Origin of the sequence: Pseudomonas violetae, assembly GCF_023072615.1 — a bacterium.
GTDB classification, from domain to species: domain Bacteria; phylum Pseudomonadota; class Gammaproteobacteria; order Pseudomonadales; family Pseudomonadaceae; genus Aquipseudomonas; species Aquipseudomonas violetae.
On record NZ_JAKNRW010000012.1, the window covers coordinates 108,580 to 133,167 of the forward strand.

The window sequence follows — 24,588 nt, forward strand, 5'->3', positions numbered from 1 at the left end:
CGTAAAAAAGCGTAGCATTGCCGACCATGATACTCGAACAGCTAAAAGCCCTGGCCAATGACACTCGCATGCAAATGATGGAGTGGCTCAAAGACCCAATCAGTAATTTCCCACCTCAGGATCATGGCGATCCTGCGATAGGAGTGTGCGTAACCCATTTGCAGCACAAGGCCGGGCTTTCACCTTCTACCGCGTCTGCACACTTAGCTATCTTGCAGCGCGCAGGCTTCGTGCTAACCACCCGCATCGGAAAGTGGACTTACTACCGGCGCAATGAGCAGGCGATTGATGAATTTGCGGCTAGGCTGATCATCGAATTGTAATTTTTAAATTTTCATTTCGTTATTTCGCGTAATTAGAAAACATGAGGAAACCCCTATGAGTAGCAAAACTATCTTCGTCCAACCCGGTGGCGGCTATGAAAACGTTGTGGTTGGCAGCAGCGAAGTGCGAGCCGCAGCGCGTGGCGAAATCACCGTACGCCTCCACGCCAACTCGCTCAACTACCACGACTTCGCGGTGGTCAGCGGTATGTGGGGCCCTAGCGAAAAACGCATCCCCATGGCCGATGGTGCCGGTGAAGTCATTGCTATCGGCCCAGATGTCACTGAATTCAAGGTGGGTGACTCGGTAGTCAGCACCTTCTTCCCGGAGTGGATCAACGGTGCGCCCCTGGTTGAAGGCTTTGTTAGCGTGCCAGGTGATGGCATTGACGGCTACGCTCGTGAGCACGTGACGGCCAAAGCCACATCGTTCACCCTAGCGCCTACTGGCTACAGCCATGCTGAAGCGTCGACACTTACCACCGCCGGCCTTACTGCATGGCGCGCCCTGATGGCCGATGACTCCCTCAAGCCGGGCGACACCGTGCTCGTCCAAGGCACTGGTGGCGTTTCAATTTTCGCCCTACAGTTCGCTAAAATGGCCGGTGCTACCGTCATTGCTACCTCTTCAAGCGACGAAAAGCTTGAACGTCTGAAAGCTCTAGGCGCTGATCATGTAATCAATTACCGCAAAGACCTTAACTGGGGCGAAACTGCACGCGCTCTAACGGGTGGCCGTGGTGTTGACCACATCATCGAAGTCGGCGGCCCTGCGACGCTTGAGCAATCGATGATTGCAATTCGGGTTGCTGGTCACATCTCAGTCATCGGGATATTGAGTGGCGTAAGCGGTGCAATGAATTTTGTACCGGCACTGATCAAGCAAGTGCGTCTGCAGGGTGTATTGGTGGGCAGCCGTAGCCAGCAACAAGACATGATCCGAGCCATCAATGCTAATGGTATGCGCCCGATTATTGATCGTCATTTCCCTTTGAGCGAGATTGTCGAAGCGTTCAAGTATCAGGAAACCAACCAGCATTTCGGCAAAATTTGCCTGGATATCTAAGCCCACATGAATGGGCATGATCCATGTGCCTCTCTCAAAGATATGCTGACATGCCTGCCGACGCAGCGGACGAGATTGATTGGCCCATTGCTGACTGTGGCACCGGCACCAATGGGTCGATTGCAGCTCTAAACGATAGGCAGTTCTGGCGTAATTCCGCGCAGAATTACACCGCGATTCTTAAGGGGTAAGGCAAAGTACTAATAGTCAATAATCCGGGCACTTACCTACTCAGGAGTACCCGCTTTTGACTTGCTTTACATGGGCGTTGGTACAAAAATCGGTACACCTCCCCCTTTCTCTGGCGCAATGCCAATCGCTCACATCTCTTTCATACTGCCCCACCCGTAAAGTGACTCGAACGTCCTCATGCCCCGAATGACTGCTATCGGCCACGCCAATAGCTGATATTCGGTACTTACAAATGGCCGTTAGAATTTTTTTTGGAGAGTTGGCTCAAATGTGGACGGAGGGTCGTCTTGGGTTATGACGCTGGAATGGTAAAATGACATATGCGCCCCACTCCAAGCCTGGCCCCATGTGGCCCCACCAAGAGCGATCTACATGCAAGCAAAGGCCCGTGAAGTTTATGTGCCACCGGTGCTTCAAGATCTGAGAGCCGGCACTGCCGAACTGCACATCGCATTGGAAAAACGCCTTCCCTTTTTCTCCGACACCCTCGATAAGCCGGCTTTTGTAAAGCTGATGCAGGCCTATTACGGCTTCTATCTACCGCTGGAAATCGCCTTGCAGAACAGCCATTCGATCCCGGCTGACTTTGATCTGGCCCCCCGTCTCAAAGCACAGACCTTGCGTGCCGACCTGCGAGCCCTGGGTGTGTCCGCCGCAGCGCTGGCAAGCATGCCCCAGTGCGATCAACTGCCGCTCATCACCACCAGCTCGACCTGCCTAGGCGTCCTATATGTGATCGAAGGCGCGACGCTCGGCGGGCAGATTCTGCGTCGGGAAATCTCTTCACGGCTAGGCCTGGAAGCCAATAACGGCGCAGCCTTCCTCGATATCTACGGCGCCGCCACCGGGCGCCGTTTGCGTGACTTCATCCAATACTTGAGCAATCGCTCGATGAGCGCCGAGGAGCGCGCCGTCGTCGTCGCGTCGGCACAAACTACATTCAGTTGTTTCGAGCACTGGCTCGAAATCCGGGAGGTACTGGCATGATCCCGCAAGACATGGACGGGTTTGAAGAACTGCTGGTCAACTGCGCCGACGAGCCGATTCGTTTTCCCGGTGCGATCCAGCCCCACGGTTTGCTGCTAACCCTGAGCGAGCCTGCATTGGGAATCATCCAGGTCAGCACCAACGTCGAAACCCTACTGGCCAGGGCGCCGCAAGGCCTGATTGGTCAGCCACTCGAGAGCCTGATCGGCGACGTTGAAGCGGCACAAGTGCGCGAAGCCTTACTGCAACAAGCGCTGTCCGACGCACCGCCGCTGCACTTCCGACTCAATAACATCGCGTTCGTGGGTTTGCTGCATCGCCATCAGGGTGTTCTGATCTTGGAGCTGGAAATCAACGTCGAGAATTTCCAAACGCAAAACGTTGCGGGTAACCAGACTCATCTGGGGCGCATGCTTCAGCGCCTGCAAGCGGCCACCACCTTGCAGGCGCTGTACGACATCAGCGTCAAGGAAATCCAGGCCATAACTGGCTACGACCGGGTGCTGATTTACCGTTTTGAGGAAGAAGGCCACGGTCAGGTCATCGCCGAATCGTCGGCCCCGTCGATGGAATTGTTTAATGGCTTGTTTTTCCCGGCGTCGGACATTCCCGAACAAGCACGCGAGCTGTATCGCACTAATTGGCTGCGGATCATCCCCAATGCCGACTATCAGCCGGTGCCACTTGTGCCAAAGTTGCGTACGGACACGAACACGCCGCTGGATCTGAGTTTCGCCACCCTGCGCAGCGTGTCGCCGATCCATTGCCAGTACATGAAGAACATGGGAGTGCTGTCGTCGATGAGCATTTCCCTGCTCAAGGGCGACAAACTCTGGGGCTTGATCAGTTGCGGCAATCGCCAGCCACTGCATGTGCCACATGAGTTGCGAGCGGCGTGCCAAACCATAGGCCAGGTATTGTCGCTCCAAATCAGCGCTATGGAAGCCTTGGGGATCAGCCGCCAGCGTGAAGAGAAAGTAGAGGCATTGGTGCTGCTCAACCAAGCGATGATCGACTCGCCACAGAATGTGTTCGACGGCCTGGCAAACCAGCCGCAGACCCTGATGGCGCTGACCAATGCCGGCGGCATCGCGATCATTGAAGACAAACAATTGCACCGTTACGGCAACTGTCCGGAGCCGGATGAAATTCGCGCTTTACACAAGTGGCTGCTGGATAGTGGCGAGGCGGTATTTGCCAGCCATCATCTGAGCGATGTCTACCCGCCGGCACAGCAATATCAGCAAGTAGCCAGCGGCGTGCTTGCCATTAGCTTGCCGAAACCGGTGGACAACGGGGTGTTCTGGTTCCGTCCAGAGGTAAAGGAGAACATCAATTGGAGCGGCGATCCGCGCAAGCCGCTGGATCTAGAAAACTCGGAAGCCGGCCTGCGTTTGCGCCCGCGTACCTCGTTTGAAATCTGGAAAGTCGAGATGGCTGGGATTTCCACCAAATGGAGCCACGGTGATCTGTTCGCCGCCAACGATCTGCGCCGTTCGGCGCTGGAAAACGATCTGGCTCGGCAAGTGCGCCGCGAACAGAAAGCTGTGCAAGCCCGCGATGAGCTGGTGGCGGTAGTTTCCCACGACCTGCGCAATCCAATGACGGTGATCTCGATGCTCTGCGGCATGATGCAAAAGGCCTTCAGTTCCGACGGCCCGCATACTTCCCGTCGAATCTCCACAGCCATAGACACTATGCAACAGGCTGCCGGGCGCATGAACACGCTACTCGAAGACTTGCTCGACACTTCAAAAATCGACGCTGGTCGCTACGTCATCACGCCGCAGAAGCTCGACGTTGGACAGATGTTCGAAGAGGCACAGTCGCTGCTCACACCGCTAGCGCTGGACAAAGACATCAGTATTTCCTTCGACACCGATCCCGATCTACGCATCCACGCCGATCCGGAGCGGCTGTTTCAGGTGCTGTCGAATTTGGTCGGCAACGCGATCAAGTTCACCCCGCGATTAGGCAAGGTGCGCGTGAATGCTAAGTCGGTCGGCGATGAGATTGTCTTCACCGTGAGTGATAGTGGCGAGGGCATTCCCAAAGAAAACCTGCCGCATATTTTCGACCGGTACTGGACAGTAAAAGAGGGCAATCCGACCGGCACTGGCCTTGGTTTGTACATCACCCAGGGTATTGTTGAAGCCCATGGGGGAACAATTTGTGCTGAAAGCGAGCCAGGTAGAGGGTCAGAGTTCCGATTTACGGTGCCGTTGTTTACAGAATAGCTCTTCAACTGCCGGGCTAATTACTCATTTAGCAGCGACAGTTGGCTTTTTTGATGGTTGGAGCAATTGATGTCTGGCTGCTTCTGGTCAAAAACGGTGACATCTGAGCGACAGTGCTCAAAGGGCCGCTTTGTGTTGTGGATTCAACCGGTCATGGCCATGCAGTGTGCTGGTTGGAGTAGATTAGTCAGGTTGAATGCAAACGGGTGGGCAAGCCTCTGAAATTACCCAGTCGAGTCCGTCAGAGGGGGAATTGAGGCACTGACAGAAACCTCTCACTCAATTCACTGTATCGATACTAGGTTCTCAAAAGGGCACAAGCTTTTTTGCCCTAGTTTGTGATTTGCCTGAACTGACTTTGGAAATCATTCTCATGATGCTACTCAGAATGTAAGAAGCAAACACGCCCCAAAAGGTTGGATTGTGAATTTATTTCGCAGCTATGCCGAAGCCGAAGCGTTCATAAAAAGTCGGAAAGTTCGCGTAAATGCAGTCCACCCTTTACCTATCAGCATAAACTGCCCCTGGCTGAACTGTTTTCTCAAAGGCACCTGCTTTGAAGGAAAGACCAGTCATGGATTTTGTAACTTTCTGAAAGAGTAATACTCAGGCGACTCAACTCGCGCTTATTCTCTTGCTGCCACTTTAGCCGGCTTTTTTTGCCCGAGGATTTTGGCAGCCGTGTTGCCAAGTCTTTCAGTTGAGTCTCCGCTTTTTCGAGTGCTGTCGCTGCGCAGCGCTGCCAAACCTTTTCCAGCGGGAGTAGGTCGGATTCGATCAACGCTTTTTGGCACCACTGATAATGGTCATGCCACCCCCCCAAAGCCGACTGCAGGGCTTTGAGAGAACTCGCTGCTTCACCCGAAAGCGGTGACAATTTCGGAAAAGCCTCCGTCAGATAGCGAGTCCGCTTGACCAGGATTCTCAACTCATGCCGATCAAATCCGGCGTCATCTACCGCCGCATGCAATCGGTCAATCTGCTTTTTTAGTGCTTTTTCAATTTGAGGCTGGGCATGCTTTAAACCGCCGTTGATCTCAGCCAAACGAAAATTTGAGGGCCACTCATCCAACTGGATGAACAAGTTCTGGAGAGCCGAGCTTTTTAGAATTTTGGAGTAGTCAGAGGCCAAGCGCGCTGTTCTGAGGTGCGCCACGACGAGGAAGCCCCTTTCCTTCAATTCCTGAATCATCACCTCCAGATCGCGAGCAGGCGTCGTTAACCGTCCTACTTCAGCCGCCGCATTGTTCAGCGCCGAGACCTCCCTCATAGTGCGCATTGGTCGAAGTAGGCTCCGGATGCGCCTCACAGCTATTCTGAGGTCATGCAAAGCCTCGCTATCCGTTCGAGCCTCCAACCGTGCACGCGAGTGATAGAGGGCAACCTGCAGCCCCAGTATCTCGGCAACGAATTTGTCTACGAAAGACATTCGGTCATCCATTGAATAGTTAAACCACGAGCTTAGCAGAGGCGCAGATCACCAAGCATTGACCCAACTTAAGAACTTCTACGCGTACTCGGCGACCGCTTGAAACAAGAAGCTCTGCCCAAACGCTAGCCATGGTACTTGAGAGGAAAAAGGCCGCAGAGGCAAGGTCTTGCTCGTTCTTAAATCTCCACCTGCGTTCCCAGTCAACACTCTGTTCAGAGGCAATTTGAAATACTTAATATTGCTACTGGCATTCTTCAGCAGAAACGCGAACAGCGCCTACCGCCAGCGCGACATACCAATTCGCTTCTTTGGAATAACCGTCTCCCGGCTGAGGAAATAGGTCGTGCGCATCGGAGTGAAATCCAGCTCATTCAAGTGACACAGGATTAGGGCCATGGGTACGTCGGGCTCCTCCATGAACCCGAAACGGAGACCCAGCCGGAAGAAACCTTCGCCATAGGCTTCTGCCTCAAACCTTCGATCAGCGGTCACCCGAGGGCTGTGTTCGAACACTACGGTAAGCGCAACACTTGCTCTTGAAGCACCTGCTTATGCAGCGAGTTGTGCAAGAGTGCATGGGGAACGGCATCCGCCCTGTCTGTCAGGAAAAGCACCAGGGGGGAGTACATTTACAGATCATCACATCAATGCTTCAAACACATCAGAGATCTTTCAGCGCTTCGGTAAACTGACGCACCGCCTCTACTACCTGTCGTGCACCGCTCTGAATTTCGTCTATCACCTGACCGGCTTGATTGACCAAGCTGACGCCTTGATCGACCTTGTGACGACTAGCCTGCATGCTGTCGACTGCGTCCTGAGCTAGTTCATGGTTGCGCTTGACCACGTCGACGATCTCCATGGTGGCCTGGGCAGTGCGCGCCGCGAGGTTTCGTACTTCATCGGCGACTACGGCAAAACCTCGCCCCTGCTCACCCGCTCTTGCAGCTTCGATAGCAGCATTCAGCGCCAGAAGGTTAGTCTGCTCGGCGATACCCCGGATGGTCTGTACGATGCTGCGGATCATCTCAGACTGTTGATTGACGGCAGTGATGCCATCAGCAGCTCTTGATAGCTCGGCTGCTATGCCTTGCACCACCTCGACCGTTTCACTGATGACCTCAGCGCCATGGCGAGCGCTTCTGTCCGTCTGCTGGGATATATCGTAGGCGAGCTTAGCTGCATCCGATTCGGCCTGCTGCTGGCGCACCTAAGATGTAATATCCCGTGCAAATTTGACTACCTTGTAGAGTCGGCCACTGGCGTCGAATACCGGGTTGTAGGTTGCGCTCAGCCAGACGCTAACACCGTGGCGATTGAGCCGTTGGAAACGGCCAGAAAAGAACTCCCCCCGGTTCAGTCGCTCCCAGAAGTCACGGTACTCAGGAGAGTCTGCTTCACCCCGCGTGCAGAACATACGGTGGTGCTTTCCGCGAATCTCATCCAGGCGATAGCCCATAGCCTGTTCAAAGTTTTCATTTGCTTCGAGCACTTCCCCTTTCAAGTTGAAGGTGATTGCAGCCATCGAACGACTGATGGCCTGAACCATGCTGCTCTGTTCCTGCTCACGGACTACTTGAATGGTGATGTCAGTGGCAAGTTTGAGAACGCCTTCTATACGACCATCGGAACCCCGGATAGGGTTGTAGGTCGCTTCCAGCCAAACCTCCTCGCCTTGCTTGTTACGTCTTAGGAAACGTTCACGTATGTACTCGCCCCCCGCCAAGCGCTGCCAGAACCTATGATAGTCCGCACTGCCCTGATACTCAGGAAAGCAAAAGATACGATGGTGCTGTCCGACGATCTCCTCCAACCTATATCCCATGGTGGCCAGAAGATTCTCGTTGGCACCTACGATGGTGCCATCGGGTTTGAATTCAATCGTGGCCGTGGAGCGGTCAACGGCCTCGATTCTAGCCTCTGCGGCCTCAAGCTTTTGTACCGCCTCGGCCAGATTTTTCTTGATTGCTTTGTTAAACATCGGTTTGCCTGAGAGTGAAGTTATGGTCGCGAACGAGTGAGGAGACGTCTTACTTCCCATCTCGAATGTTTAACTGATGCTTAGATCAGACGGTACGGCGGGACTGTGAACACACGCACCATCTAGCCTCCTAGAGCCCCCGGCTTCACCACGTTTACGCCCCCGAGTTTCCTAGATTCCTTCCGATCTCTAAATCAGCAGTTCGCATGAGTAAACATGCCTAATTTGCCGCCTCGGTGAGGTAGCGAAACGCCAAGGCGACACCTCATCAGAACGCAAACGGTGATGGCCGTAATCACCATTAAGTGCATGGACGTCACATCCGCCACCCCCATCCGCAGAACCCCATTGCCGCAAAACCAGAGGGTCAGAGATTACAGCGCATCTCATCCTGGAGCAGACCGTTTCGAGCAGATAGCTGTAGTCAAGATCCCCGCTCTCTAGATACAGATAAAGACGAAAACCCTTTGTGTTTCACGTTATTTCCGGTCAAGCAAAAACACTTCTTGTGCCCCTGAGAGGGCTCGCAGAAAGCTATACAAAGTTTTATGATTGTACAACTTTTTTATAACATGCGATCACCATGACACCTTCAGAGAGGCTTCTCAGTTGGCACAGGCAGTGGCGCCTCTCACGGGGAGTTGTAGCCTGCAGGTTATGCAGCGCGATGCAGCCTGAGACCGATAGAGGGCGCGATTTCCCTCACAATCCGAAATGCCCTTTAGCAATAGCCAGATACCGTCCCTGGGAAGATCTAGACGAAATCCGGCCTGCCTCCTACCCCCAACAGCTCGACCAAGCTGAAATGCCCGACCGGTAGAGGCTGGAATACTGCAGGGGGCGGAGCGGAGAATTCGCTCAATGACGTCAACGAGCTCCAGTACTGGAGGTCGATCGAGATGTAGCGTCAGCGGAGCGCACTCGCGCGATCATCCGTGAAGAAGGCGGTACCTTTGAAGTCTTTACGGGAGATGTCACTAACTCAGCCGATATGCGCCGCATGGCAGAAGCAGCACAAGACCACTTTGGTACCTGAAGGACGCCTACCGGCGCAGCGCGCGAGTGAAATTAATCGCGATGACCTCCGAGGAGTGACCATGTACGACTATGCAATTCGCTTCGAGGAAGACAGTGCTCCGGGACTTGCCATTTTCTGCCGCGACCTTCCAGAGCTGAACAGCTATGGCGAAGATCGGAAGAGCGCAATCAGCGAAGCCCTGAACGCGATCGAGACAACCCTATCCATTTATGTCGATCAGCGACGAGTCATACCAGTAGCATCTGCGCCGGAGGCTGGTGGGCACGTAGTCCGCTTGCCAGCGGTAACCGTGGCGAAAATCGCGCTATGGAACGCCATGATGCAGCGAGATATGCGCAAGGCCGACTTGTGCCGGTTGCTCGGGGTGCACCAGGCACAGGGTGATCGTCTAGTGGACTTTTTACACACATCAAAAATTGAACAATTAGAAGCGGCTTTGAAAGCTTTTGACTTGCGCCTCTCGGTAACCGTGCAGCCGTACTGTGCCGAGCGCATGGGATTCCCGAGGCATCGTTGAAGGCAACCTAAACGCGGGTGCTTTCTATCAGGCACCGAATCATCACTGATCTGATCGACCCTTTAAGTAACTTGGAGCGCGTAATGCCATTCGGGACGTAGAACATGACAATTCGCTTGTGTAGCTCAAAATACTCTAGGTTCCCACCCCCCCGAAACTCAACACAACGCATTGTTATTAAAGGTTTTTCTACAATACCTACTAACCTTTTTCTAGTATCTGCCGATGGCATTTTAATAGGACACCAGGAGCAGTAGGAATGAGAAACAATCAACCAGTCACGCAGCGCGAAATTGCGTTAGCACCTCAACAGAAACTCATCTCAACAACCGATGCTCGAGGAGTGATTACTTATTGCAATGACGCCTTCGTCGAGATCAGCGGTTTCGGCCGAAACGATCTGATTGGTGCCCCTCAAAACATCGTCCGCCATCCTGACGTCCCATCCGCAGTCTTTGCCCATATGTGGAGCGCTCTTAAGCAAGGCAACCCATGGATGGGGATCGTCAAAAACCGTTCTAGGAATGGCGATCACTACTGGGTGAACGCGTACGTAACGCCAATTTTTGAAGGCAGCCAAGTGGTTGGCTTTGAATCGGTCAGAGTCAAACCGACCGCTGAGCAGATCCGACGCGCAGAATCCCTCTACAGGCGCATCAGCCAGGGAAAATCTGCCATTCCCACTCGAGACAAGTGGCTGCCTGCCCTACTGGACTACCTGCCGTACCTTGTCATGGGTCTAGTGGGAACTTTGAGCGGCCTACTTCTCAACGCATCCGTAGCTATTGTCGCCACAATAGGCATATCCGTTCCGCTCGGACTGATGACCTCTCGTTGGCAAAAGCAAGGAACAATGCGCCTGTTGCAGATGGCTGAGCCCTCTACTTCTGATCAACTTATTGCACAGATGTACAGTGATCAGCACGGGGCTCAAGCGCGTCTGGAAACAGCCTTTGTGAGCCAAGCTGCGCGTCTAAAGACCTGTCTTACACGCCTGCAAGACACCGCAGAGCAACTCAGTGGGCTAGCCGGGAGATCCGACATACTGGCCTCCGACAGTTCACGTGGACTTGATCGCCAGCGCGTCGAGACCGAGCAAGTTTCCGCTGCAGTCAACCAGATGGCAGCAACCACACAAGAAGTCGCGAGCCATGTCCAGCGAACAGCTGACGCCACCCAGGAGGCTAACCTGCTGACCGGACGCGGACGCGACATTGCCCGAGATACTCGCGAAGCGATCCAGCTCCTCTCTGCAGTGGTGGGTGAAACTGGGGAGACCGTCGCGCAGTTGGCCAAGGACAGCAACGAAATCGGAACAGTGGTAGACGTAATCAAAGGTATTGCCGATCAAACCAACTTACTGGCACTTAATGCCGCGATCGAGGCCGCGCGCGCTGGCGATATGGGTCGAGGCTTCGCTGTGGTGGCCGACGAGGTACGTCAGTTGGCACAACGCACGTCTGAGTCCACCAAGCAGATCCATGACCTAATCACCAAGCTTCAGACTTCGTCTAGCAATGCCGTACAGACAATGGAAAGCGGTCATCGTCAAGCCGAAGAAGGCGTGGCGTGGGTACTTGAAGCAGACAGGGCATTGGTGGGAATCAGTGAAGCCGTAGCCAACATCACTGATATGACAACGCAGATTGCGGCCGCCACTGAAGAGCAAACCGCCGTCGCCGAGGAAATCAGCCGTAACATCACCACCATTGCCCACCTGGCGGATCAGACATCTGAGCAAGCTCATCACTCAGCAGAACTAAGCAAGGAGTTGACCAATACGGCTGCAACTCAGTATTCGTTAGTCGAGCGCTTCAATAGATAATCTCAACGCGCTGAACCACAGGCGTTGTCATTGCCTGAGCCGCCAAAGTAAACGCGCTGCCTTCTCGTTGTGCCCTCTTCCTCGCCAACTAATTAAGGGCCCTCTCAGGCCCTTTTTACTCAACCCCAACTCACTAGATCAGCCAGGGCTCGAAGGTGGCTGAAACGTGTTTCGCGTTCCACTCCTTCAGAAGCTTATGGTTGCCACCCTTAGTTTCTACAGCTTCTCCAGATTCTGGATTTTTTGTAAACCTTAAGCTGGCGTGGTTTACGATTGCCGGTCTTGGACTCGGCTGCTGGTGCGCGACGGCCAGCCTTAGGATCAAGCAAGTTGATTACGTTCGGTAGCCATCGACAGCAACCACAGTGCCTGTGGCATAACCAAGCTTCGTGTAAACGCCCGGGCAATACATCTTTCTGATGCAAACGCTTAGGGCCAAGTTGAGCGCGAACAAATTCCTTACATGTTTTTACATCTTCGAACTCGGCATACAACGTTAACTTACATAGCTTTCCAATAATCGCACTCGAACAACAAAAAAACCGATGACATGGAGAGTTTCAGATGCCCTTTACCCATACTGTTTTAGCGTTGTCCCTAGGCCTGATATTTCTGCAGAGCCAGGCCCAGGCAGCGCCGCCGCTGTCGCTCACAAACGGCAACTCCGAGCTGACTGCGCAAATCAGCAATGCCTGGATTGAAATCAACAAGACCGCGTTAGAGCACAATATCCACTCCCTGCTAGCCGAGCTGGCCGGCAAGTCGAAACTCTGTGCGGTACTGAAGGCCGACGCTTATGGTCATGGCATCGGGTTGGTGATGCCTTCGGTGATCGCGCTGGGTGTACCGTGTGTGGCGGTTGCCAGTAACGAAGAGGCGCGAGTGGTTCGCGAAAGCGGCTTTAAAGGCCAGTTAATCCGTGTTCGCACCGCCTCCCTGGGGGAGCTGGAAAATGCTCTGCAGTACAACGTAGAGGAACTGGTTGGTAACCTCGATTTCGCCCGCCAAGCGGCCGATCTTGCACATAAACACGGTCGCAAACTGCAGGTGCATATCGGCCTTAACTCGAGCGGCATGAGCCGTAACGGCCTAGAAATGGCTACCGAGCAAGGTAAGCAAGACGCGCTGGCAATCACCAAACTGCCAAACATCGAAGTTGTTGCGATCATGACCCACTTTGCCGTGGAAGATAAGGACGATGTGCGTAAAGGGCTGGCTACCTTCAATGAGCAAGCCGCCTGGCTGATGGACGTCGCGCAGCTCGAACGCAGCAAGATCACACTGCACACTGCTAACTCCTTCGCCACCCTGGAAGTACCCGAATCGCGGCTGGATATGGTGCGCACGGGCGGCGCGTTGTTTGGCGATACCGTCATCACGCGCACTGAGTATCAACGCGTGATGCAGTTCAAGTCGCATGTGGCCTCGGTCAATAGCTATCCCGCTGGAAACACAGTGGGTTACGACCGCACGTTCACCCTGACACGTGATTCGAAACTGGCCAATATCACGGTCGGTTACTCCGATGGCTATCGCCGCGTGTTCACCAATAAAGGCGTGGTGTTGATCAATGGTCATCGTGTGCCGGTGGTGGGCAAGGTTTCGATGAACACTGTGATGGTCGATGTCACGGATGCACCCGACGTCAAGGCGGGTGATGAAGTGGTGCTGTTTGGCAAGCAAGGCGCAATCGAAGTCAGCCAGGCTGAAGTCGAAGAGATCAACGGTGCGCTACTGGCCGACCTCTATACCGTCTGGGGCAGTGCCAACCCGAAAATACTGGTCGAGAAGTAATCCCACCATTATCGTAAATCACAGGGCGCGCTCATTTGGGCGCAGCCTTGCCGAGCGCCGACAAGCTCCAATGTATGATAGGGATCGACAGGAGAGAGCTCGCCCTCTCTTGTTGGAAGGTAATCGAGATCGCGAATGTTTAAGTCGATTTGACCTTTCAAATTACCCGTCGACCCGAGGTTCCCGCGTCGCTGCAGATCCAAACAACACAACAGGCTCACCAGTTAGGTGCCTCCATGACTGGCTAAAGGACTTTCGCCTCAAAGCCACCAACGTAGAAACCACAGCCGAGCTGGTTGCGCTTACGCGCAACGCGCGATGCCTGGCGCACCAATAAAAATGACCATTTCGAGCCCTTTTGTACTCAAACCAAACTCACTTGGTCAGCCAGGACTCGACCGTCGCGGAGCCGTGCTCAGCTTTCCATTCCTTCAGCGTCTTGTGGTTGCCGCCTTTGGTTTCAACGACTTCGCCGGTGTGAGGATTTTTGTAGATTTTCACTTGGCGTGGTTTACGAGTGCTGGTCTTGGACTCGGCTGCTGGTGCGCGACGACCAGACTTCGGATCAAGCAGGTTGATCACGTTCGGCAGGCTGTAGCCGTACTCGGCAAGCAGAGCGCGCAACTTGGTTTCAAATTCGATTTCTTTCTTCAGGCCAGCGTCGCCTTTCAGCGCTTCGAGAGCCTGGAGCTGTTCGGCAAGGTGCTTTTCCAGTTGGCGAAATTCTGCGAGCTTGGACATGGTGAATCTCATATGTGATTTGTATGTACGGAAAAAACGCTCGGCTAACACATCTTTTGCGCTTGGAGCGAAAATACATGAAGAGCCACCGAGGCATTATCAACCATTATTGCTACCAGCGAAGCCATCGCGGCCCTAGTAATGCGCCTAAGGCAGTCGGAACTAACATACCCAGCAAATACCAGGCCCCCCAAAATGGAGCCTCCATTTCAGGGCAATGCAGGCAATAGGCAATCGTAGCCATCGCACTCGCCAATAATCCACCACAGGCACCCGTCAGTGACAGTCGCGTCGGGGCCATCCCGCGTAGGGCCCAGAAAACAGCAATAAACCCAGGAATCGAGAGCAAGGTGATGTTCATCGCGCATACCCGCCAAGTCTTGCCCAGAATGATCGCGACGCGCGTATCGGGAACTGCAGTCATGAGGACATAGAGGGTACCGGCCCACACCGCTGCCACCGCTGCACCGATCAGGAGGCTTCCGGTGCCCGGAGTTACTCCAGGTCTTGCCAGTCGCGTCACCACGCTCAGAGCGCCGATCATCAGACTCAGCGGGAAGGCGATCTTCGCCCAGAAGATAGGGGTAGTTGCAACTGTGGCCAGGTCTGGACGGACACCCAATATGATCGTCACCAGCAAGGTGGCAACTACAAGCCCTGCCAGCACCGCAACACTGAAGCGTTTGGCAAGCGCATGCCGGTCTACCGGGGTGATCCCGGAGGCGAGCATGCCAATAAAATCATCAGTTTTCATAGTGCACCTCTAATCTTCAGTGCCAGCGCTTTAAGCCCGCGATGGACGCCGATCTTAACGGCTGACTCCGACAATCCTGTCATTTGCGCAGTTTCTGTGACGGACAATCCCTCAAGCTTCACGTGCATGATCGGCAGACGCTGACGCTCAGGTAATTGCTCAAGTAACTTGCCCAGGTCGCGACTGGCCTGCGCCGGTTCAAGGTGAGGCTCGGCAAACAGTTCCGCCGCATCGTCGAGGGTGTCGTTGAAGACCTCATGGCGCGACTGTCCTCGGAAAAAATCTGTGAGTTTGTAGCGGGTGATGGCAAAAACCCACGCCGTCAGGGGTTGATCCGTCTGATACGTATGGCGACCGTTATGCACGGCCAGCAGCACCTCTTGCAGCAAGTCCTCGATTTCACTGGGCTGGCGTTGCAGCCGGGCGCGCAAAAAGCCGCGTACATGACCACTTAACACCGACAGGAACGAGCGATAAGCCCGCTCGTCGCCCTCAAGGCCTGCGAGGAACAGAGCCTGAAGCTGCATCTCTCGGCTGCGCAACGCGTCGTTACATGTAGTTCGTTCCATCGTCCGCCCTGGTTACACGAAGAGTAAAAATTTTTTTGTACCTATACAACGCCAGCCCTGACGACAGGCAACGGATGATGCTTGCGCTCAAGGACATAAGGCAACAATCAACCTTGTTTGCGGCTTATGAAAAGTTTTTGAAAAATATTTTGTGGTGGCTGTAACCGGAAAGGAGAAGCCAGCGAACTACTTATCGGATCGCAAGTACAGAGCATCCTGCACTGATACGACGACCCATCCCCATGATCCCGGAGTAACAGCCATGAACAATCTGAAACTTGCCGCCCTCGCCGTTGCCTTTTCTTCCTTCGCCGCTGGCGCCATTGCCGCAGAGACCCCAACCGCAGCCGGTTCCATGGATAAAGCAGGTGCCATGGAAAAATGTTACGGCGTTGCCATGGCTGGTCACAACGATTGCAAAGCCGGCGCCGGCACCACCTGTGCAGGCACTGCCAAAATGGACTACCAGCCTAACGCCTGGAAAAACGTTCCAGCGGGTACTTGCACCAGCATCAAGACGCCAAAAGGCACCGGCACCCTCACACCTATGTAATTCCGTCACGATGGGGCACACGCCAATCATGAATAAGCCATTCCAGATGGGGGCCGGACTCGGTCTCAAACCGAACCATTATGAGGACGCCCTCGAGTGTACCGTCGAGGGTCTCTGGTTCGAAGTTCATCCGGAAAACTACATGGTTGGCGGTGGCCCCCGTTTGGCATGGCTGGAAGCCATTGGTGAGCGACACCCACTGTCGTTGCATGGTGTATCGCTATCACTGGCCGCCGATTGCCCGCCGGACGAAGAGCATTTGAAACGTCTGAAAATGCTCGCGGATCGCGTTCAACCGGCCTTAATCTCCGAGCATCTGGCGTGGTCAACCTGGCGCGGAAAGTACCATCCTGACCTACTGCCCTTTCCCCGTACCGGAGAAGCCTTGCAGCGCATCGCAGGCAATATTCAACGCACACAAGATATCCTCGGACGTCGCATTGCGATCGAAAATCCGACCCACTATTTGCACTTCGATGGACATGACTACAGCGAGCTCGACTTTCTCACCGAGCTGAGTCGGCGAACGGGCTGCGGTTTGCTGCTGGATGTGAATAACGTGCACATCAGCGCCCATAACCTGGGGTTCGATGCGGCTACCTATCTGGATGCGTTTCCGGCGAAAGCGATCATGGAGATTCATCTAGCAGGATTCGCCGAAGATCCTGGCAACTCCACGTTACTGATTGATACCCACGATGCCCCTATCGCCGAGGACGTCTGGTCTTTGTATCGGCGTCTGATCGAGAGGATCGGCCTGCGCCCTACACTGATTGAACGTGATGATCATATCCCTGACTTCGACGTTTTACTGGCCGAACGCAACCGGGCACAGACCGTGTTGAACCTTGGGCAAAACCAGCGATTGCAGGTGGCGATATGAAACCATCCCTTGCGAGTTTTCAGGATGCATTCGTGGATGCGTTGTATGGCATCGAATCATCCCTCATGGACTCACTTACCACTCAGCCTGGTTTTACGGTGTATCGCAATACAGTACTCAAGGGTTCGACTGATGCGCTGCTCGCCAACTTTCCAACTGTTGAGCGCCTGGTGGGCACTGACTGGCTCAGAAGTGCGGTGGCGATATACGCACGCCTTTCGCCGCCAACTGATGCCCGGTTGCTGCACTACGGCACCGACTTCCCCCGCTTTCTCGACGAATTTGAGCCTGCGCGAGAAATGCCTTACTTAGGCGGTGTCGCCCGGCTGGATTTGCTCTGGACAAACGTTCATTGCGCCATTGATGAACCGGGTCTGGAGCTGAGCGACTTGTCGCAGTTTACCGAGACAGAACTTGGCAATCTGTGGCTGGCACCAAGGGCCGCAGCCGGTTGGCTCTGGTTACCTGACTGCCCGGCCTACACGATATGGCGTGTCAATCGCGAACAACTGGAAATGCCAGAGGAACTCGAATGGCAAAGCGAAGGCGCGCTGCTGACACGTAAAGCCGGTCGCGTGCATTGGCAACCCGCCAGTGCTGCTGATTGTGCCTTTCTCGACGCCTGTACGGCGCACCTGCCCCTCGATCTCGCGGCAGATAAAGCCATTGAAGCCGAACCAGACCTGAATCTGGAGAATCTCATTATCCGCCTGGTGAGTGCAGATGCATTCGTTTCTATGGACTTGGGTCTTTCCTCCTGAAAAACCGGTTACTGACATCATTAAAGGAGCACGACATGGACACTCTCCAAACCCGCTCACCCGCCGCTGACCACTCCCTGCGCGGACTCTGGAATCTCGTCGCGAACCGGCTGAGCACACTCATCGGCGATTCGTTTTTGTTTCTGGTGGCGCGCATTGCTATTGCCGCCATTTTCTTCATGTCCGGACGCACCAAAGTCTCGGACTTTATGACAATCACTCCGAGCACATACGAGCTTTTCCGTACGGAGTACGCATTGCCGTTGATCTCTCCAGAACTGGCGGCGCACCTCTCGACGTACAGCGAGCATCTGTTTCCTGTGCTTCTGGTGCTGGGTCTGTTTACCCGTCTATCAGCATTGGCATTGCTGGGCATGACCTTTGTAATCGAAGTGTTTGTGTACCCCGATGCCTGGCCAACTCACCTCTCTTGGGCAGGCCTACTGCTGCTCATAGTCGCGCGCGGGGCTGGATCACTTTCACTTGATCGGCGGCTGGGCATCCGATGAAACCTTCACCATTGAGCATGGTTTCAGAAAGCAACCTTGTTCATGGTTTTCGGCAACCCGTGTACCGCTAAACGCTTCGTTCTCCGTGCGCCACAAATCACGCCAGTACAACGCCCGCCTTCCGTAGGGCTGCAACTTCCAGGTAATTCACATGCAAAGTAATGCCGTCCGATTTTCCTGTGTAGGCTGCGGTATTTGCTGCAAAGGCAGACTGATACCGTTGACGTTAGCTGAGGCACAACAGTGGCTGACTCGGGGGGATGAAGTCGCAGTGATTGTCGAAGCCTTCGATGAATCGAACTGGCCTCGTTCATCAGAGGAATTCGCCCACGCCAAAGGTCGGTCGGTAAGCGTTCGTTGTGGCGATGCACGGATAAACGTCATCGCCGTATTTGCTGGCAAAGCCCTCGAGCAATCTCCCAACCTCAGAGCGGATAATCTGTGCGGTATCTACGACGAGCGCCCGTTGGTTTGTCGAATTTATCCAATGGAAATCAACCCATTTATCCCGTTACGCCAAGACAACAAGGTGTGCCCGCCAGAAGCGTGGGAGAGCAACGATATTCTATGTACCGATGGACGAGCCAATCCAGCGCTAGAAGCGCTCATCCATCAGTCTCGACTGGCAGACAACTCCGACGCCACAAGCAAAGTCGCCATTTGTGCGCATCTGGGATTAAATGTGGCGAGCTGGAAAGACAATGCGCTGGCCGTGTATTTTCCGCCTCGGACAAATTTGCTAGAGGCGATAGACAGCGCCATAGGTAACTCAGAGGATCATCCAGATTATGAGTGGCTAGTACGGGTCGATGATCCATCACTCAATGAACGATTGGCCATGGCGAATCTAGCAATGGCTGCCAACGATTCCACCGATTACATCTTCCATACTTTATGAACTGCCTTCACAGACCGACCATAAATGTATGATGGATTGCTCTTCACCAACGATCGCTTATCGAACCGTGCTCGCGTCCTGATTGAATAGCAGCTTGCGTGTTTCCTCGTCGACGACCGGAGCGGTGTTGATTCGTTCCGCCATCGCATATGCACGCTTTGTCGCAGGTCGATCACCTACTCGCTCAAACCAGCGAGCCAAATGAGGGAAGTCGGCAAGCTCTTGCTGCTGCCGGACGTGGGGCACAATCCATGGATAACTGGCCATGTCGGCAATGCTGTAGTCGCCAGCGATGTAGTCACGGCCATCCGCCAAGTGTTTATTCAACACGCCATACAATCGGGCGGTTTCCTTGACGTAGCGCTCCTGCGCATAGGGAATTGGCACCGGAGCGTATTGTACGAAGTGATGATTCTGCCCCGCCATCGGCCCCAACCCACCCATTTGCCAGAACAACCACTGCAAGGTTTCGTTGCGCCCTCGTAGATCGCCAGGAATGAACTGATGAGTTTTATCTGCCAGGTACAACAAAATGGCGCCCGACTCGAAGACTGACAACGGCTGACCACCGTCCAGTGGCTCATGATCGACAATGGCTGGAATACGATTATTGGGAGAAATTTTTAAAAATGAAGGCGTGAATTGCTCCCCTTTCCCAATGTTCACCGGCACGATCCGATAAGGCAGGCCCGACTCTTCAAGGAATATGGAAATTTTGTGCCCGTTAGGGGTAGTCCAGTAATGCAGGTCGATCATGATCTTGCACCTCTACTGAATAATCTGAGGGAACATCGCTTTACGGGCGTCAGCATCCATTTCGGTCTTGTAACTGTGTTGGGCCTTCAGTGCTTCAGCTCGCTGGGCTGCCGGTCGCGCATTGATTTCATCAAGGAGCCGTTTGACGTTTGGAAGTTTCCCCCAAGCTTCGTCACCCAGGATGAAAGGTACTGCTCGCGCCCAGCCCCACACCGCCATATCCACCAGCGTGTACTCATTTCCTAACATGTAAGGCATGTTTGCCAGGCGGTCGTTGATGATCGTCCAGTGACGCCAGGCTTCAAAGGTGTAACGGGTAACGGCGTAATCTTTGGGGTCGGGGGCGAAGTGTTTGAAATGCACTGCCTGACCAGAGTACGGGCCGATGCCAGTCGCGACGAACATGAGCCAGGAATACATTTCGCCACGGACTTTCAGATTGTCAGCGGGTAGGAATTTTCCGCTCTTTTCCGCCAGGTAAAGCAGTATGGCGTTGCTGTCGAACACTACGGTGTCGCCGTCAACCAAAGCCGGTGTCTTGGCGTTTGGGTTGATCTTGAGAAACGCCGGATCGTGCTGCTCTCCCTTGCGGGTATCGACAGGGATGAGCTCGTACTCAAGACCAGCTTCCTCCAGGAAAAGAGCGACTTTCGCGGGGTTGGGTGACGGGTGATAGTAGAACTTGATCATGTTGACTCCGTGTAGTGGCGGTCAGTGAATGTCGCAAAGTGCCAGGGGCGGAAGCCCAAGACTTTTGAGTGCAATACCAATAGCGTCTGTGACACACGCAGGATCAGGATTAATTCGCGCCAACACTCGAACGCCTAGCAATACGCTAAGGAGGTGATTGGCGCCCGCCGTTGCATTGACTTCTCCAGCAACGTCGCGTTGCGTGGTGAAGGCAACCAGCCGGCCTTCAAAAAAACTTCGAATTGTCTGGAGCTCATCTACCACTGCCTGACGCAAGTCTGCGTCATCTGCTCTCGCCTCGATGGCCGAATTCACCAGCAGGCATCCGCGATGAAGGGGATCGTTCAGCGTGCGATCTACCAGTTCTGAAAAAAACCTGGTAATGGCCATTCCAGAATGAGGCAAGCCTTCAAGACGCTGAATTCGCTCACGCACGCTGCATTCCAGATAGTGATCAAGGGAACGACGATAAAGACTGCGTTTATCGCCAAAGGCGTTGTACAGGCTTGGCTGGTTTAGGCCTGTGGCCTTGACGAGATCGCGGGTAGAAGTCCCCTCATATCCATGCGTCCAGAATGCCTCGACTGCGGCGGTTAGAACCATTGACTCATCGAATGTACGAGGGCGGGCCATTGACTGAATACGCTCTGCGGGTTTGTTACCGACCATAACACATGTTTTGTATCGATCGACACAAAACGAATTTTCGATTCCGTATTTTTCGGGTTTGTGCTGTAACCAATGGGTTGAGCCCTACCCCGCAAGCTTCAGAGCTTCCGTTGCGAGGCTACTGGTTGACGGATGAGGGTCTCAATTCAGTAACTCAAGGAAAACTCACTCTGAATCGCCCCGGGTTTCGCAGACACCTCTTTGCCTTAAGCTGTGGCCAATTAGGAGGTGCCATGAGTACCCTCGTCACCCCGAAGAATTCAAAATCCAAGCGGTCAATCATGTGACCGAAAAGAAGTTGCCTGTCGCTGATGTAGCGGCCCGTCTTGGCGTGTCCCGTAATTACCTGCAGTACACCGTCCATAGCTGGTCAACTCGCGTCGTGAAGCTCTGACTCATCATCTCCCTGCGCATGCCCCAATCTGGATTGGTTGGCACACTCGCCAAGCGAAGTGTTCCCCTACCCCATCGCTCATTGATGGAATCCAGCACGCTCATGACCTTCTCAGTAGCGATTGGCTGAGAGATCGAGAAAAGGTCATCGGTGTACTCGCCTTTCTGGCAAAGGCTGAGCAAGAGCACCTCTGCTTTGCTGTACTTGAACCCTGGCCGGAACACTCGATCAACAGCCTCCACCGCCGCCTTCGTCATCAAGCGAATGTCGTCCATTGGGTACGGCAATTCCACCAACACACCATTGGCGTACTTCGCTTCCTCGGGATTGAACATACCCGTGCGAATGCTAACCCTGATTTTTTTGCACAGAGACTGCTGAGCCCGGAGTTTCTCCGTAGCCCGCATCATGTAGGTGGCGACCGCCTCTTTGATCGGCGCTACCTCGGACAGACGCTTGCCGAACATCCGACTGCAACAGATCTCTTGCTTGGGTGGATCAGGTTCATCGAGCTCAAGGCACGGTGTGCCGGCTAACTCCCGTGCGGTCTTTTCGATGACCACACTGAATTTTTTTCGTAGTGTCCAAGGGTCGGTTTTGGAGAGATCCCAAGCTGACTTAATACCCATACCTTCCAAGTGAAGGGTCATCTTTCGTCCAACGCCCCATACGTCCGAGACCGAGCATTTCTTAAGTACCCAATCGCGCTTGGTTTGGTCACGAAGGTCGACGACACCACCACTCTGCGCTTGCCACTTTTTCGCCGCGTGATTGGCGAGCTTGCTGAGGGTTTTCGTGCCGGCGATGCCTACGCCGACAGGGATGCCTGTGCTGCGATAAACCTGCGCACGTATCCGTCGCCCGAGCGCTTCGAGATCTCCCGGTACACCCGCCAAATCTGCGAAGGCTTCATCGATGCTGTAGACCTCGACGGCGGGTACCAGCGACTCGATCACACTCATCACGCGCTGGCTCAGATCGCCGTAGAGCGCGTAGTTCGATGAGAACGCGACGATGCCGTGTTGCTTGAGCTTGTGCTTGATCTGGAAGTACGGCTCACCCATTTTTACGTACGGCTTACTCTCCGCGCTGCGGGCGATCACACAGCCATCGTTGTTCGACAAAACCACGATGGGAGTCTTCGCAAGGTCAGGTCGGAACACTCGCTCGCAGCTTGCGTAAAAGCTGTTGCAGTCGATCAACGCGAAGACAGGATCAGGCTTTCGGATCATGAGCGCGCACACTGAACGTCACCACGCCCCAGATGATTAGCTCATCGCCTTCGAGGATGTATCGCGGCGGGTAACCTACGTTCTCTGACATCAAGATGATGCTGGGGCCACGCTTGCACAGTCGTTTGCATACGGGCTCGCAGTTCACCGCCGCAATCACGATGTGTCCGTGCTCAGCGGTGATCGAGCGATCAACCACAGCCATATCACCATCGAATATCCCAGCACCTTCCATGCTGCGTCCTTCGATGCGCACCAGGTAGATATGCGGTGCTCGAATGTCCAGAAGCTCGTCGATGGAGATGTGTTGCTCGAGGTGATCGGCAGCCGGCGATGGGAAGCCTGCCGGGACTTTGAACGAGTAAAACGGTAGCTGGACTCCCCCTGCTGTCAAAGGGCCGAGGATGGTGACACTCATGATGCATGCCTTAATCGAAACTGTATATGCATACAGTTAACGTTGAAGCGTGCCTGCGGTCAATCTTGGGGGAGGAAAATTGCGACCGATGGATTCTCTGAAGGGAAATCTTAAGGTTGATCTAGAAGCCATGAAGGCTGAATCATGACTTCTACACTGTCTCAATCGAATCACGCGCTCAGAACGATTGACTGCTAGGGGGCGATCAATGGCAGACCGAACGGAAACCGTGCACTGAATGTGGTGGCCGGAACAGGATCGCAGCTACGGAAAATACTCAGTTTTTTAGCGAAATTTGTTTGGCTTCGATTTTCAGGTCACTTAGACGCTTAAGCATAGAGATGATGTTTACTCGAGCGGATCCCTCATTGGCCAAACGCAGACGCTTGATTCCTATAACTGAGTCGCCTAAGCCAGCAGTAAACGGGGTTCGGATCATTTCACGCAAAACAACCTTGTTGGTGGCCGTCTCGATCAACGTGTATTCCACTTCGCTGGTCACCTCAAAATCCAGCCCGAAAATAGGCTGGTCAACGCGCAGCAAATTGGCACTTAAGGCATAGGTGGCCGATTCGTCGCCAAGCAAATTAGCATTTGCGAGCGATTGTTTGAGCGCAGCGCCGAAGTCAGGGCTGTCGATTTCAGAAGTCCATAGAGGGTTGGTTTTATCTCCACCATTCACCTCGGATAGACGGATGTTATTTCTTAACTGAGAGTCATATGTGCTTGTCTTTGCTTGTTCGACAGATACTGACATTCCGGAAATTTGAGCGGGTGATGCACAGCCAGCGCAAAGAGCAATCAGGGCTGATGCCAAAAGCAGACGAAGGTATGTCATTCGAGAAATCCTTGTGATGGTAGTAAGTCCAAAGAGAGCTCGGATAGTAGCATTTAGCCACTCACGCCTACTAATGAGTCATCAGATGCGGGGGCGAAGGGTTACCCTTATAATCGCGATTGACCGGGAGACAATACCATGCACACTCAAGAGAAAGCTCTATTGGAGCAGGCTCTGGCCGATGCCCTAAAGAAGCAACAGTGCGAGCAATGGCTGGCTGAGAACAGCGAAGCCGTAAATGCCTACAACGAAGAAGTGGAAGCCCACGGCGTGTTCAGCGATCACGTACGGAGCTTCTGATGCCTAAGCGAGTTTTGAAACTCCCCAGAAACGACCGTGGCCGAGACTTAGTAGGGCCAGAGCAGCGAGTCTGTAAGCTAAGACGCCCTCACCCAAGCCGGGGGAAAGTTAATCTAAAACGAGCGTAAGCGCCTTCATACCCAATTACACACCCATTCACACCCATAAAGCCTTTCTGTAGAGGTCTCGTTACGTGCTGAATATGCGCTCATGACACGATTAGTATCTTG

At 53.9% G+C, this 24,588-nt stretch carries 25 protein-coding genes and 4 pseudogenes; 15 read left to right on the forward strand and 14 right to left on the reverse strand.

From position 1 onward, the window contains the following. Positions 1–26: 26 nt before the first annotated feature. The 4 genes from L9059_RS16375 to L9059_RS16390 all read left to right on the forward strand — a co-directional run bounded on the left by L9059_RS16375 (position 27) and on the right by L9059_RS16390 (position 4,805). Entirely contained in the window at positions 27–323 is a 297-nt protein-coding gene (locus L9059_RS16375; protein ID WP_247292029.1) for an ArsR/SmtB family transcription factor, read from the forward strand. 55 nt (positions 324–378) lie between these two features. Continuing rightward, positions 379–1,389: a zinc-dependent alcohol dehydrogenase family protein gene (locus L9059_RS16380; RefSeq protein ID WP_247292030.1), complete on the forward strand. Its 1,011-nt coding sequence runs from the start codon at positions 379–381 to the stop codon at positions 1,387–1,389. A gap of 564 nt (positions 1,390–1,953) precedes the next feature. Next, entirely contained in the window at positions 1,954–2,568 is a 615-nt protein-coding gene (locus L9059_RS16385; RefSeq protein ID WP_247292031.1) for a biliverdin-producing heme oxygenase, read from the forward strand. Continuing rightward, positions 2,565–4,805 carry an ATP-binding protein gene (locus tag L9059_RS16390; RefSeq protein WP_247292032.1) on the forward strand — a complete coding sequence of 747 codons (2,241 nt, stop codon included), beginning with the start codon at positions 2,565–2,567 and terminating at the stop codon, positions 4,803–4,805. Before L9059_RS16385 ends, L9059_RS16390 begins: the two co-directional genes overlap by 4 nt. A gap of 541 nt (positions 4,806–5,346) precedes the next feature. Here L9059_RS16390 and L9059_RS16395 read toward each other — a convergent pair. The 4 genes and pseudogenes from L9059_RS16395 to L9059_RS30740 all read right to left on the reverse strand — a co-directional run bounded on the left by L9059_RS16395 (position 5,347) and on the right by L9059_RS30740 (position 8,218). Continuing rightward, entirely contained in the window at positions 5,347–6,234 is an 888-nt protein-coding gene (locus tag L9059_RS16395; RefSeq protein WP_247292033.1) for a CHAD domain-containing protein, read from the reverse strand. 179 nt (positions 6,235–6,413) lie between these two features. Continuing rightward, positions 6,414–6,848 (reverse strand): annotated as a pseudogene (locus tag L9059_RS16400) (KUP/HAK/KT family potassium transporter); the annotation flags it as partial. A 50-nt stretch (positions 6,849–6,898) separates the two neighbouring features. Further along, entirely contained in the window at positions 6,899–7,447 is a 549-nt protein-coding gene (locus tag L9059_RS30735) for a methyl-accepting chemotaxis protein (protein WP_345894376.1), read from the reverse strand. Beyond that, positions 7,448–8,218 carry a PAS domain-containing protein gene (locus tag L9059_RS30740; protein WP_345894377.1) on the reverse strand — a complete coding sequence of 257 codons (771 nt, stop codon included), beginning with the start codon at positions 8,216–8,218 and terminating at the stop codon, positions 7,448–7,450. It abuts the gene before it with no gap. 1,097 nt (positions 8,219–9,315) lie between these two features. On the opposite strand from L9059_RS30740, the gene L9059_RS16410 reads away from it, so the two are divergent. From L9059_RS16410 to L9059_RS16415, 3 genes and pseudogenes are all read left to right on the forward strand, one after another. After that, positions 9,316–9,774, forward strand: coding sequence for a type II toxin-antitoxin system HicB family antitoxin (locus L9059_RS16410; RefSeq protein ID WP_247292034.1), 459 nt, complete (start codon positions 9,316–9,318; stop codon positions 9,772–9,774). 259 nt (positions 9,775–10,033) lie between these two features. Then, positions 10,034–10,309: pseudogene (locus tag L9059_RS31000) on the forward strand (PAS domain-containing protein); the annotation flags it as partial. A 207-nt stretch (positions 10,310–10,516) separates the two neighbouring features. Further along, entirely contained in the window at positions 10,517–11,599 is a 1,083-nt protein-coding gene (locus L9059_RS16415; RefSeq protein ID WP_428480278.1) for a methyl-accepting chemotaxis protein, read from the forward strand. 133 nt (positions 11,600–11,732) lie between these two features. Here L9059_RS16415 and L9059_RS30665 read toward each other — a convergent pair. Next, positions 11,733–11,946: pseudogene (locus tag L9059_RS30665) on the reverse strand (histone-like nucleoid-structuring protein, MvaT/MvaU family); the annotation flags it as partial. A gap of 217 nt (positions 11,947–12,163) precedes the next feature. Between L9059_RS30665 and alr the strand changes: the two are divergent. Then, positions 12,164–13,393: an alanine racemase gene (gene alr, locus L9059_RS16425; RefSeq protein WP_247292036.1), complete on the forward strand. Its 1,230-nt coding sequence runs from the start codon at positions 12,164–12,166 to the stop codon at positions 13,391–13,393. 375 nt (positions 13,394–13,768) lie between these two features. On the opposite strand, the gene L9059_RS16430 is transcribed toward alr, so the two are convergent. From L9059_RS16430 to L9059_RS16440, 3 genes are all read right to left on the reverse strand, one after another. Beyond that, a complete protein-coding gene (locus L9059_RS16430; RefSeq protein ID WP_247292037.1) occupies positions 13,769–14,134 on the reverse strand; it encodes a histone-like nucleoid-structuring protein, MvaT/MvaU family in 366 nt (121 codons plus the stop codon). 112 nt (positions 14,135–14,246) lie between these two features. Beyond that, complete coding sequence (locus L9059_RS16435) at positions 14,247–14,888, reverse strand: DUF1109 domain-containing protein (RefSeq protein ID WP_166589630.1); 642 nt, start codon at positions 14,886–14,888, stop codon at positions 14,247–14,249. Further along, positions 14,885–15,457 (reverse strand): sigma-70 family RNA polymerase sigma factor, encoded by a 573-nt coding sequence (locus L9059_RS16440; protein WP_247292038.1) that lies wholly within the window; start codon positions 15,455–15,457, stop codon positions 14,885–14,887. Before L9059_RS16440 ends, L9059_RS16435 begins: the two co-directional genes overlap by 4 nt. A 262-nt stretch (positions 15,458–15,719) precedes the next feature. Between L9059_RS16440 and L9059_RS16445 the strand changes: the two genes are divergently transcribed. The 5 genes from L9059_RS16445 to L9059_RS16465 all read left to right on the forward strand — a co-directional run bounded on the left by L9059_RS16445 (position 15,720) and on the right by L9059_RS16465 (position 19,061). Then, positions 15,720–16,010, forward strand: a complete 291-nt coding sequence (locus tag L9059_RS16445; RefSeq protein WP_208668277.1) for a BufA1 family periplasmic bufferin-type metallophore — start codon at positions 15,720–15,722, stop codon at positions 16,008–16,010. A gap of 28 nt (positions 16,011–16,038) precedes the next feature. After that, on the forward strand, positions 16,039–16,893 hold the full coding sequence (bufB, locus tag L9059_RS16450) for an MNIO family bufferin maturase (RefSeq protein ID WP_247292039.1): 855 nt from the start codon (positions 16,039–16,041) through the stop codon (positions 16,891–16,893). After that, positions 16,890–17,654 carry an HvfC/BufC N-terminal domain-containing protein gene (locus tag L9059_RS16455; protein WP_247292040.1) on the forward strand — a complete coding sequence of 255 codons (765 nt, stop codon included), beginning with the start codon at positions 16,890–16,892 and terminating at the stop codon, positions 17,652–17,654. Before bufB ends, L9059_RS16455 begins: the two co-directional genes overlap by 4 nt. 35 nt (positions 17,655–17,689) lie before the next feature. After that, positions 17,690–18,163: a DoxX family protein gene (locus L9059_RS16460; protein ID WP_247292041.1), complete on the forward strand. Its 474-nt coding sequence runs from the start codon at positions 17,690–17,692 to the stop codon at positions 18,161–18,163. A gap of 151 nt (positions 18,164–18,314) precedes the next feature. Further along, complete coding sequence (locus L9059_RS16465; RefSeq protein WP_247292042.1) at positions 18,315–19,061, forward strand: YkgJ family cysteine cluster protein; 747 nt, start codon at positions 18,315–18,317, stop codon at positions 19,059–19,061. 57 nt (positions 19,062–19,118) lie between these two features. Here L9059_RS16465 and L9059_RS16470 read toward each other — a convergent pair whose 3' ends face one another. Genes L9059_RS16470 through L9059_RS16480 form a run of 3 tightly spaced genes read right to left on the reverse strand, consistent with a single transcriptional unit; the run spans position 19,119 to position 21,110 of the window. After that, positions 19,119–19,817 carry a glutathione S-transferase N-terminal domain-containing protein gene (locus L9059_RS16470; RefSeq protein WP_247292043.1) on the reverse strand — a complete coding sequence of 233 codons (699 nt, stop codon included), beginning with the start codon at positions 19,815–19,817 and terminating at the stop codon, positions 19,119–19,121. 12 nt (positions 19,818–19,829) lie between these two features. Continuing rightward, positions 19,830–20,507, reverse strand: coding sequence for a glutathione S-transferase family protein (locus tag L9059_RS16475; protein WP_247292044.1), 678 nt, complete (start codon positions 20,505–20,507; stop codon positions 19,830–19,832). Between the two features lie 21 nt (positions 20,508–20,528). Continuing rightward, positions 20,529–21,110 carry a TetR/AcrR family transcriptional regulator gene (locus tag L9059_RS16480; protein WP_247292045.1) on the reverse strand — a complete coding sequence of 194 codons (582 nt, stop codon included), beginning with the start codon at positions 21,108–21,110 and terminating at the stop codon, positions 20,529–20,531. A gap of 286 nt (positions 21,111–21,396) precedes the next feature. Between L9059_RS16480 and L9059_RS16485 the strand changes: the two are divergent. After that, positions 21,397–21,546: pseudogene (locus tag L9059_RS16485) on the forward strand (transposase); the annotation flags it as partial. Here the strand turns inward: L9059_RS16485 and umuC are convergent. The 3 genes from umuC to L9059_RS16500 form a co-directional block, all read right to left on the reverse strand. Then, positions 21,519–22,799: a translesion error-prone DNA polymerase V subunit UmuC gene (gene umuC / locus L9059_RS16490; RefSeq protein ID WP_247292062.1), complete on the reverse strand. Its 1,281-nt coding sequence runs from the start codon at positions 22,797–22,799 to the stop codon at positions 21,519–21,521. The pseudogene L9059_RS16485 and the gene umuC overlap by 28 nt on opposite strands. Then, on the reverse strand, positions 22,786–23,220 hold the full coding sequence (locus L9059_RS16495) for a LexA family protein (protein ID WP_247292046.1): 435 nt from the start codon (positions 23,218–23,220) through the stop codon (positions 22,786–22,788). The genes umuC and L9059_RS16495 overlap by 14 nt, the downstream gene beginning before the upstream one ends. Before the next feature lie 277 nt (positions 23,221–23,497). Beyond that, positions 23,498–24,058: a hypothetical protein gene (locus L9059_RS16500; RefSeq protein ID WP_247292047.1), complete on the reverse strand. Its 561-nt coding sequence runs from the start codon at positions 24,056–24,058 to the stop codon at positions 23,498–23,500. Positions 24,059–24,196: 138 nt separating this feature from the next. Here L9059_RS16500 and L9059_RS16505 point away from each other — a divergent pair, with 138 nt between their 5' ends. Further along, complete coding sequence (locus L9059_RS16505) at positions 24,197–24,358, forward strand: type II toxin-antitoxin system CcdA family antitoxin (protein ID WP_247292048.1); 162 nt, start codon at positions 24,197–24,199, stop codon at positions 24,356–24,358. Positions 24,359–24,588: the final 230 nt, after the last annotated feature.

Bases quoted from the DNA above. Each gene is read 5' to 3' on its own strand.
- L9059_RS16480 (WP_247292045.1), bottom strand. From the start codon at position 21,110: ATGGTTCTAACCGCCGCAGTCGAGGCATTCTGGACGCATGGATATGAG.
- L9059_RS16445 (WP_208668277.1), top strand. From the start codon at position 15,720: ATGAACAATCTGAAACTTGCCGCCCTCGCCGTTGCCTTTTCTTCCTTC.
- L9059_RS16435 (WP_166589630.1), bottom strand. From the start codon at position 14,888: ATGAAAACTGATGATTTTATTGGCATGCTCGCCTCCGGGATCACCCCG.
- L9059_RS16440 (WP_247292038.1), bottom strand. From the start codon at position 15,457: ATGGAACGAACTACATGTAACGACGCGTTGCGCAGCCGAGAGATGCAG.
- L9059_RS16430 (WP_247292037.1), bottom strand. From the start codon at position 14,134: ATGTCCAAGCTCGCAGAATTTCGCCAACTGGAAAAGCACCTTGCCGAA.
- L9059_RS16395 (WP_247292033.1), bottom strand. From the start codon at position 6,234: ATGTCTTTCGTAGACAAATTCGTTGCCGAGATACTGGGGCTGCAGGTT.
- L9059_RS16465 (WP_247292042.1), top strand. From the start codon at position 18,315: ATGCAAAGTAATGCCGTCCGATTTTCCTGTGTAGGCTGCGGTATTTGC.
- L9059_RS16495 (WP_247292046.1), bottom strand. From the start codon at position 23,220: ATGAGTGTCACCATCCTCGGCCCTTTGACAGCAGGGGGAGTCCAGCTA.
- L9059_RS16470 (WP_247292043.1), bottom strand. From the start codon at position 19,817: ATGATCGACCTGCATTACTGGACTACCCCTAACGGGCACAAAATTTCC.
- L9059_RS16460 (WP_247292041.1), top strand. From the start codon at position 17,690: ATGGACACTCTCCAAACCCGCTCACCCGCCGCTGACCACTCCCTGCGC.
- bufB (WP_247292039.1), top strand. From the start codon at position 16,039: ATGAATAAGCCATTCCAGATGGGGGCCGGACTCGGTCTCAAACCGAAC.
- L9059_RS16500 (WP_247292047.1), bottom strand. From the start codon at position 24,058: ATGACATACCTTCGTCTGCTTTTGGCATCAGCCCTGATTGCTCTTTGC.
- L9059_RS16375 (WP_247292029.1), top strand. From the start codon at position 27: ATGATACTCGAACAGCTAAAAGCCCTGGCCAATGACACTCGCATGCAA.
- L9059_RS16505 (WP_247292048.1), top strand. From the start codon at position 24,197: ATGCACACTCAAGAGAAAGCTCTATTGGAGCAGGCTCTGGCCGATGCC.
- L9059_RS16385 (WP_247292031.1), top strand. From the start codon at position 1,954: ATGCAAGCAAAGGCCCGTGAAGTTTATGTGCCACCGGTGCTTCAAGAT.
- L9059_RS16410 (WP_247292034.1), top strand. From the start codon at position 9,316: ATGTACGACTATGCAATTCGCTTCGAGGAAGACAGTGCTCCGGGACTT.
- L9059_RS16455 (WP_247292040.1), top strand. From the start codon at position 16,890: ATGAAACCATCCCTTGCGAGTTTTCAGGATGCATTCGTGGATGCGTTG.
- L9059_RS16380 (WP_247292030.1), top strand. From the start codon at position 379: ATGAGTAGCAAAACTATCTTCGTCCAACCCGGTGGCGGCTATGAAAAC.
- L9059_RS30740 (WP_345894377.1), bottom strand. From the start codon at position 8,218: ATGTTTAACAAAGCAATCAAGAAAAATCTGGCCGAGGCGGTACAAAAG.
- L9059_RS16390 (WP_247292032.1), top strand. From the start codon at position 2,565: ATGATCCCGCAAGACATGGACGGGTTTGAAGAACTGCTGGTCAACTGC.
- L9059_RS16475 (WP_247292044.1), bottom strand. From the start codon at position 20,507: ATGATCAAGTTCTACTATCACCCGTCACCCAACCCCGCGAAAGTCGCT.
- alr (WP_247292036.1), top strand. From the start codon at position 12,164: ATGCCCTTTACCCATACTGTTTTAGCGTTGTCCCTAGGCCTGATATTT.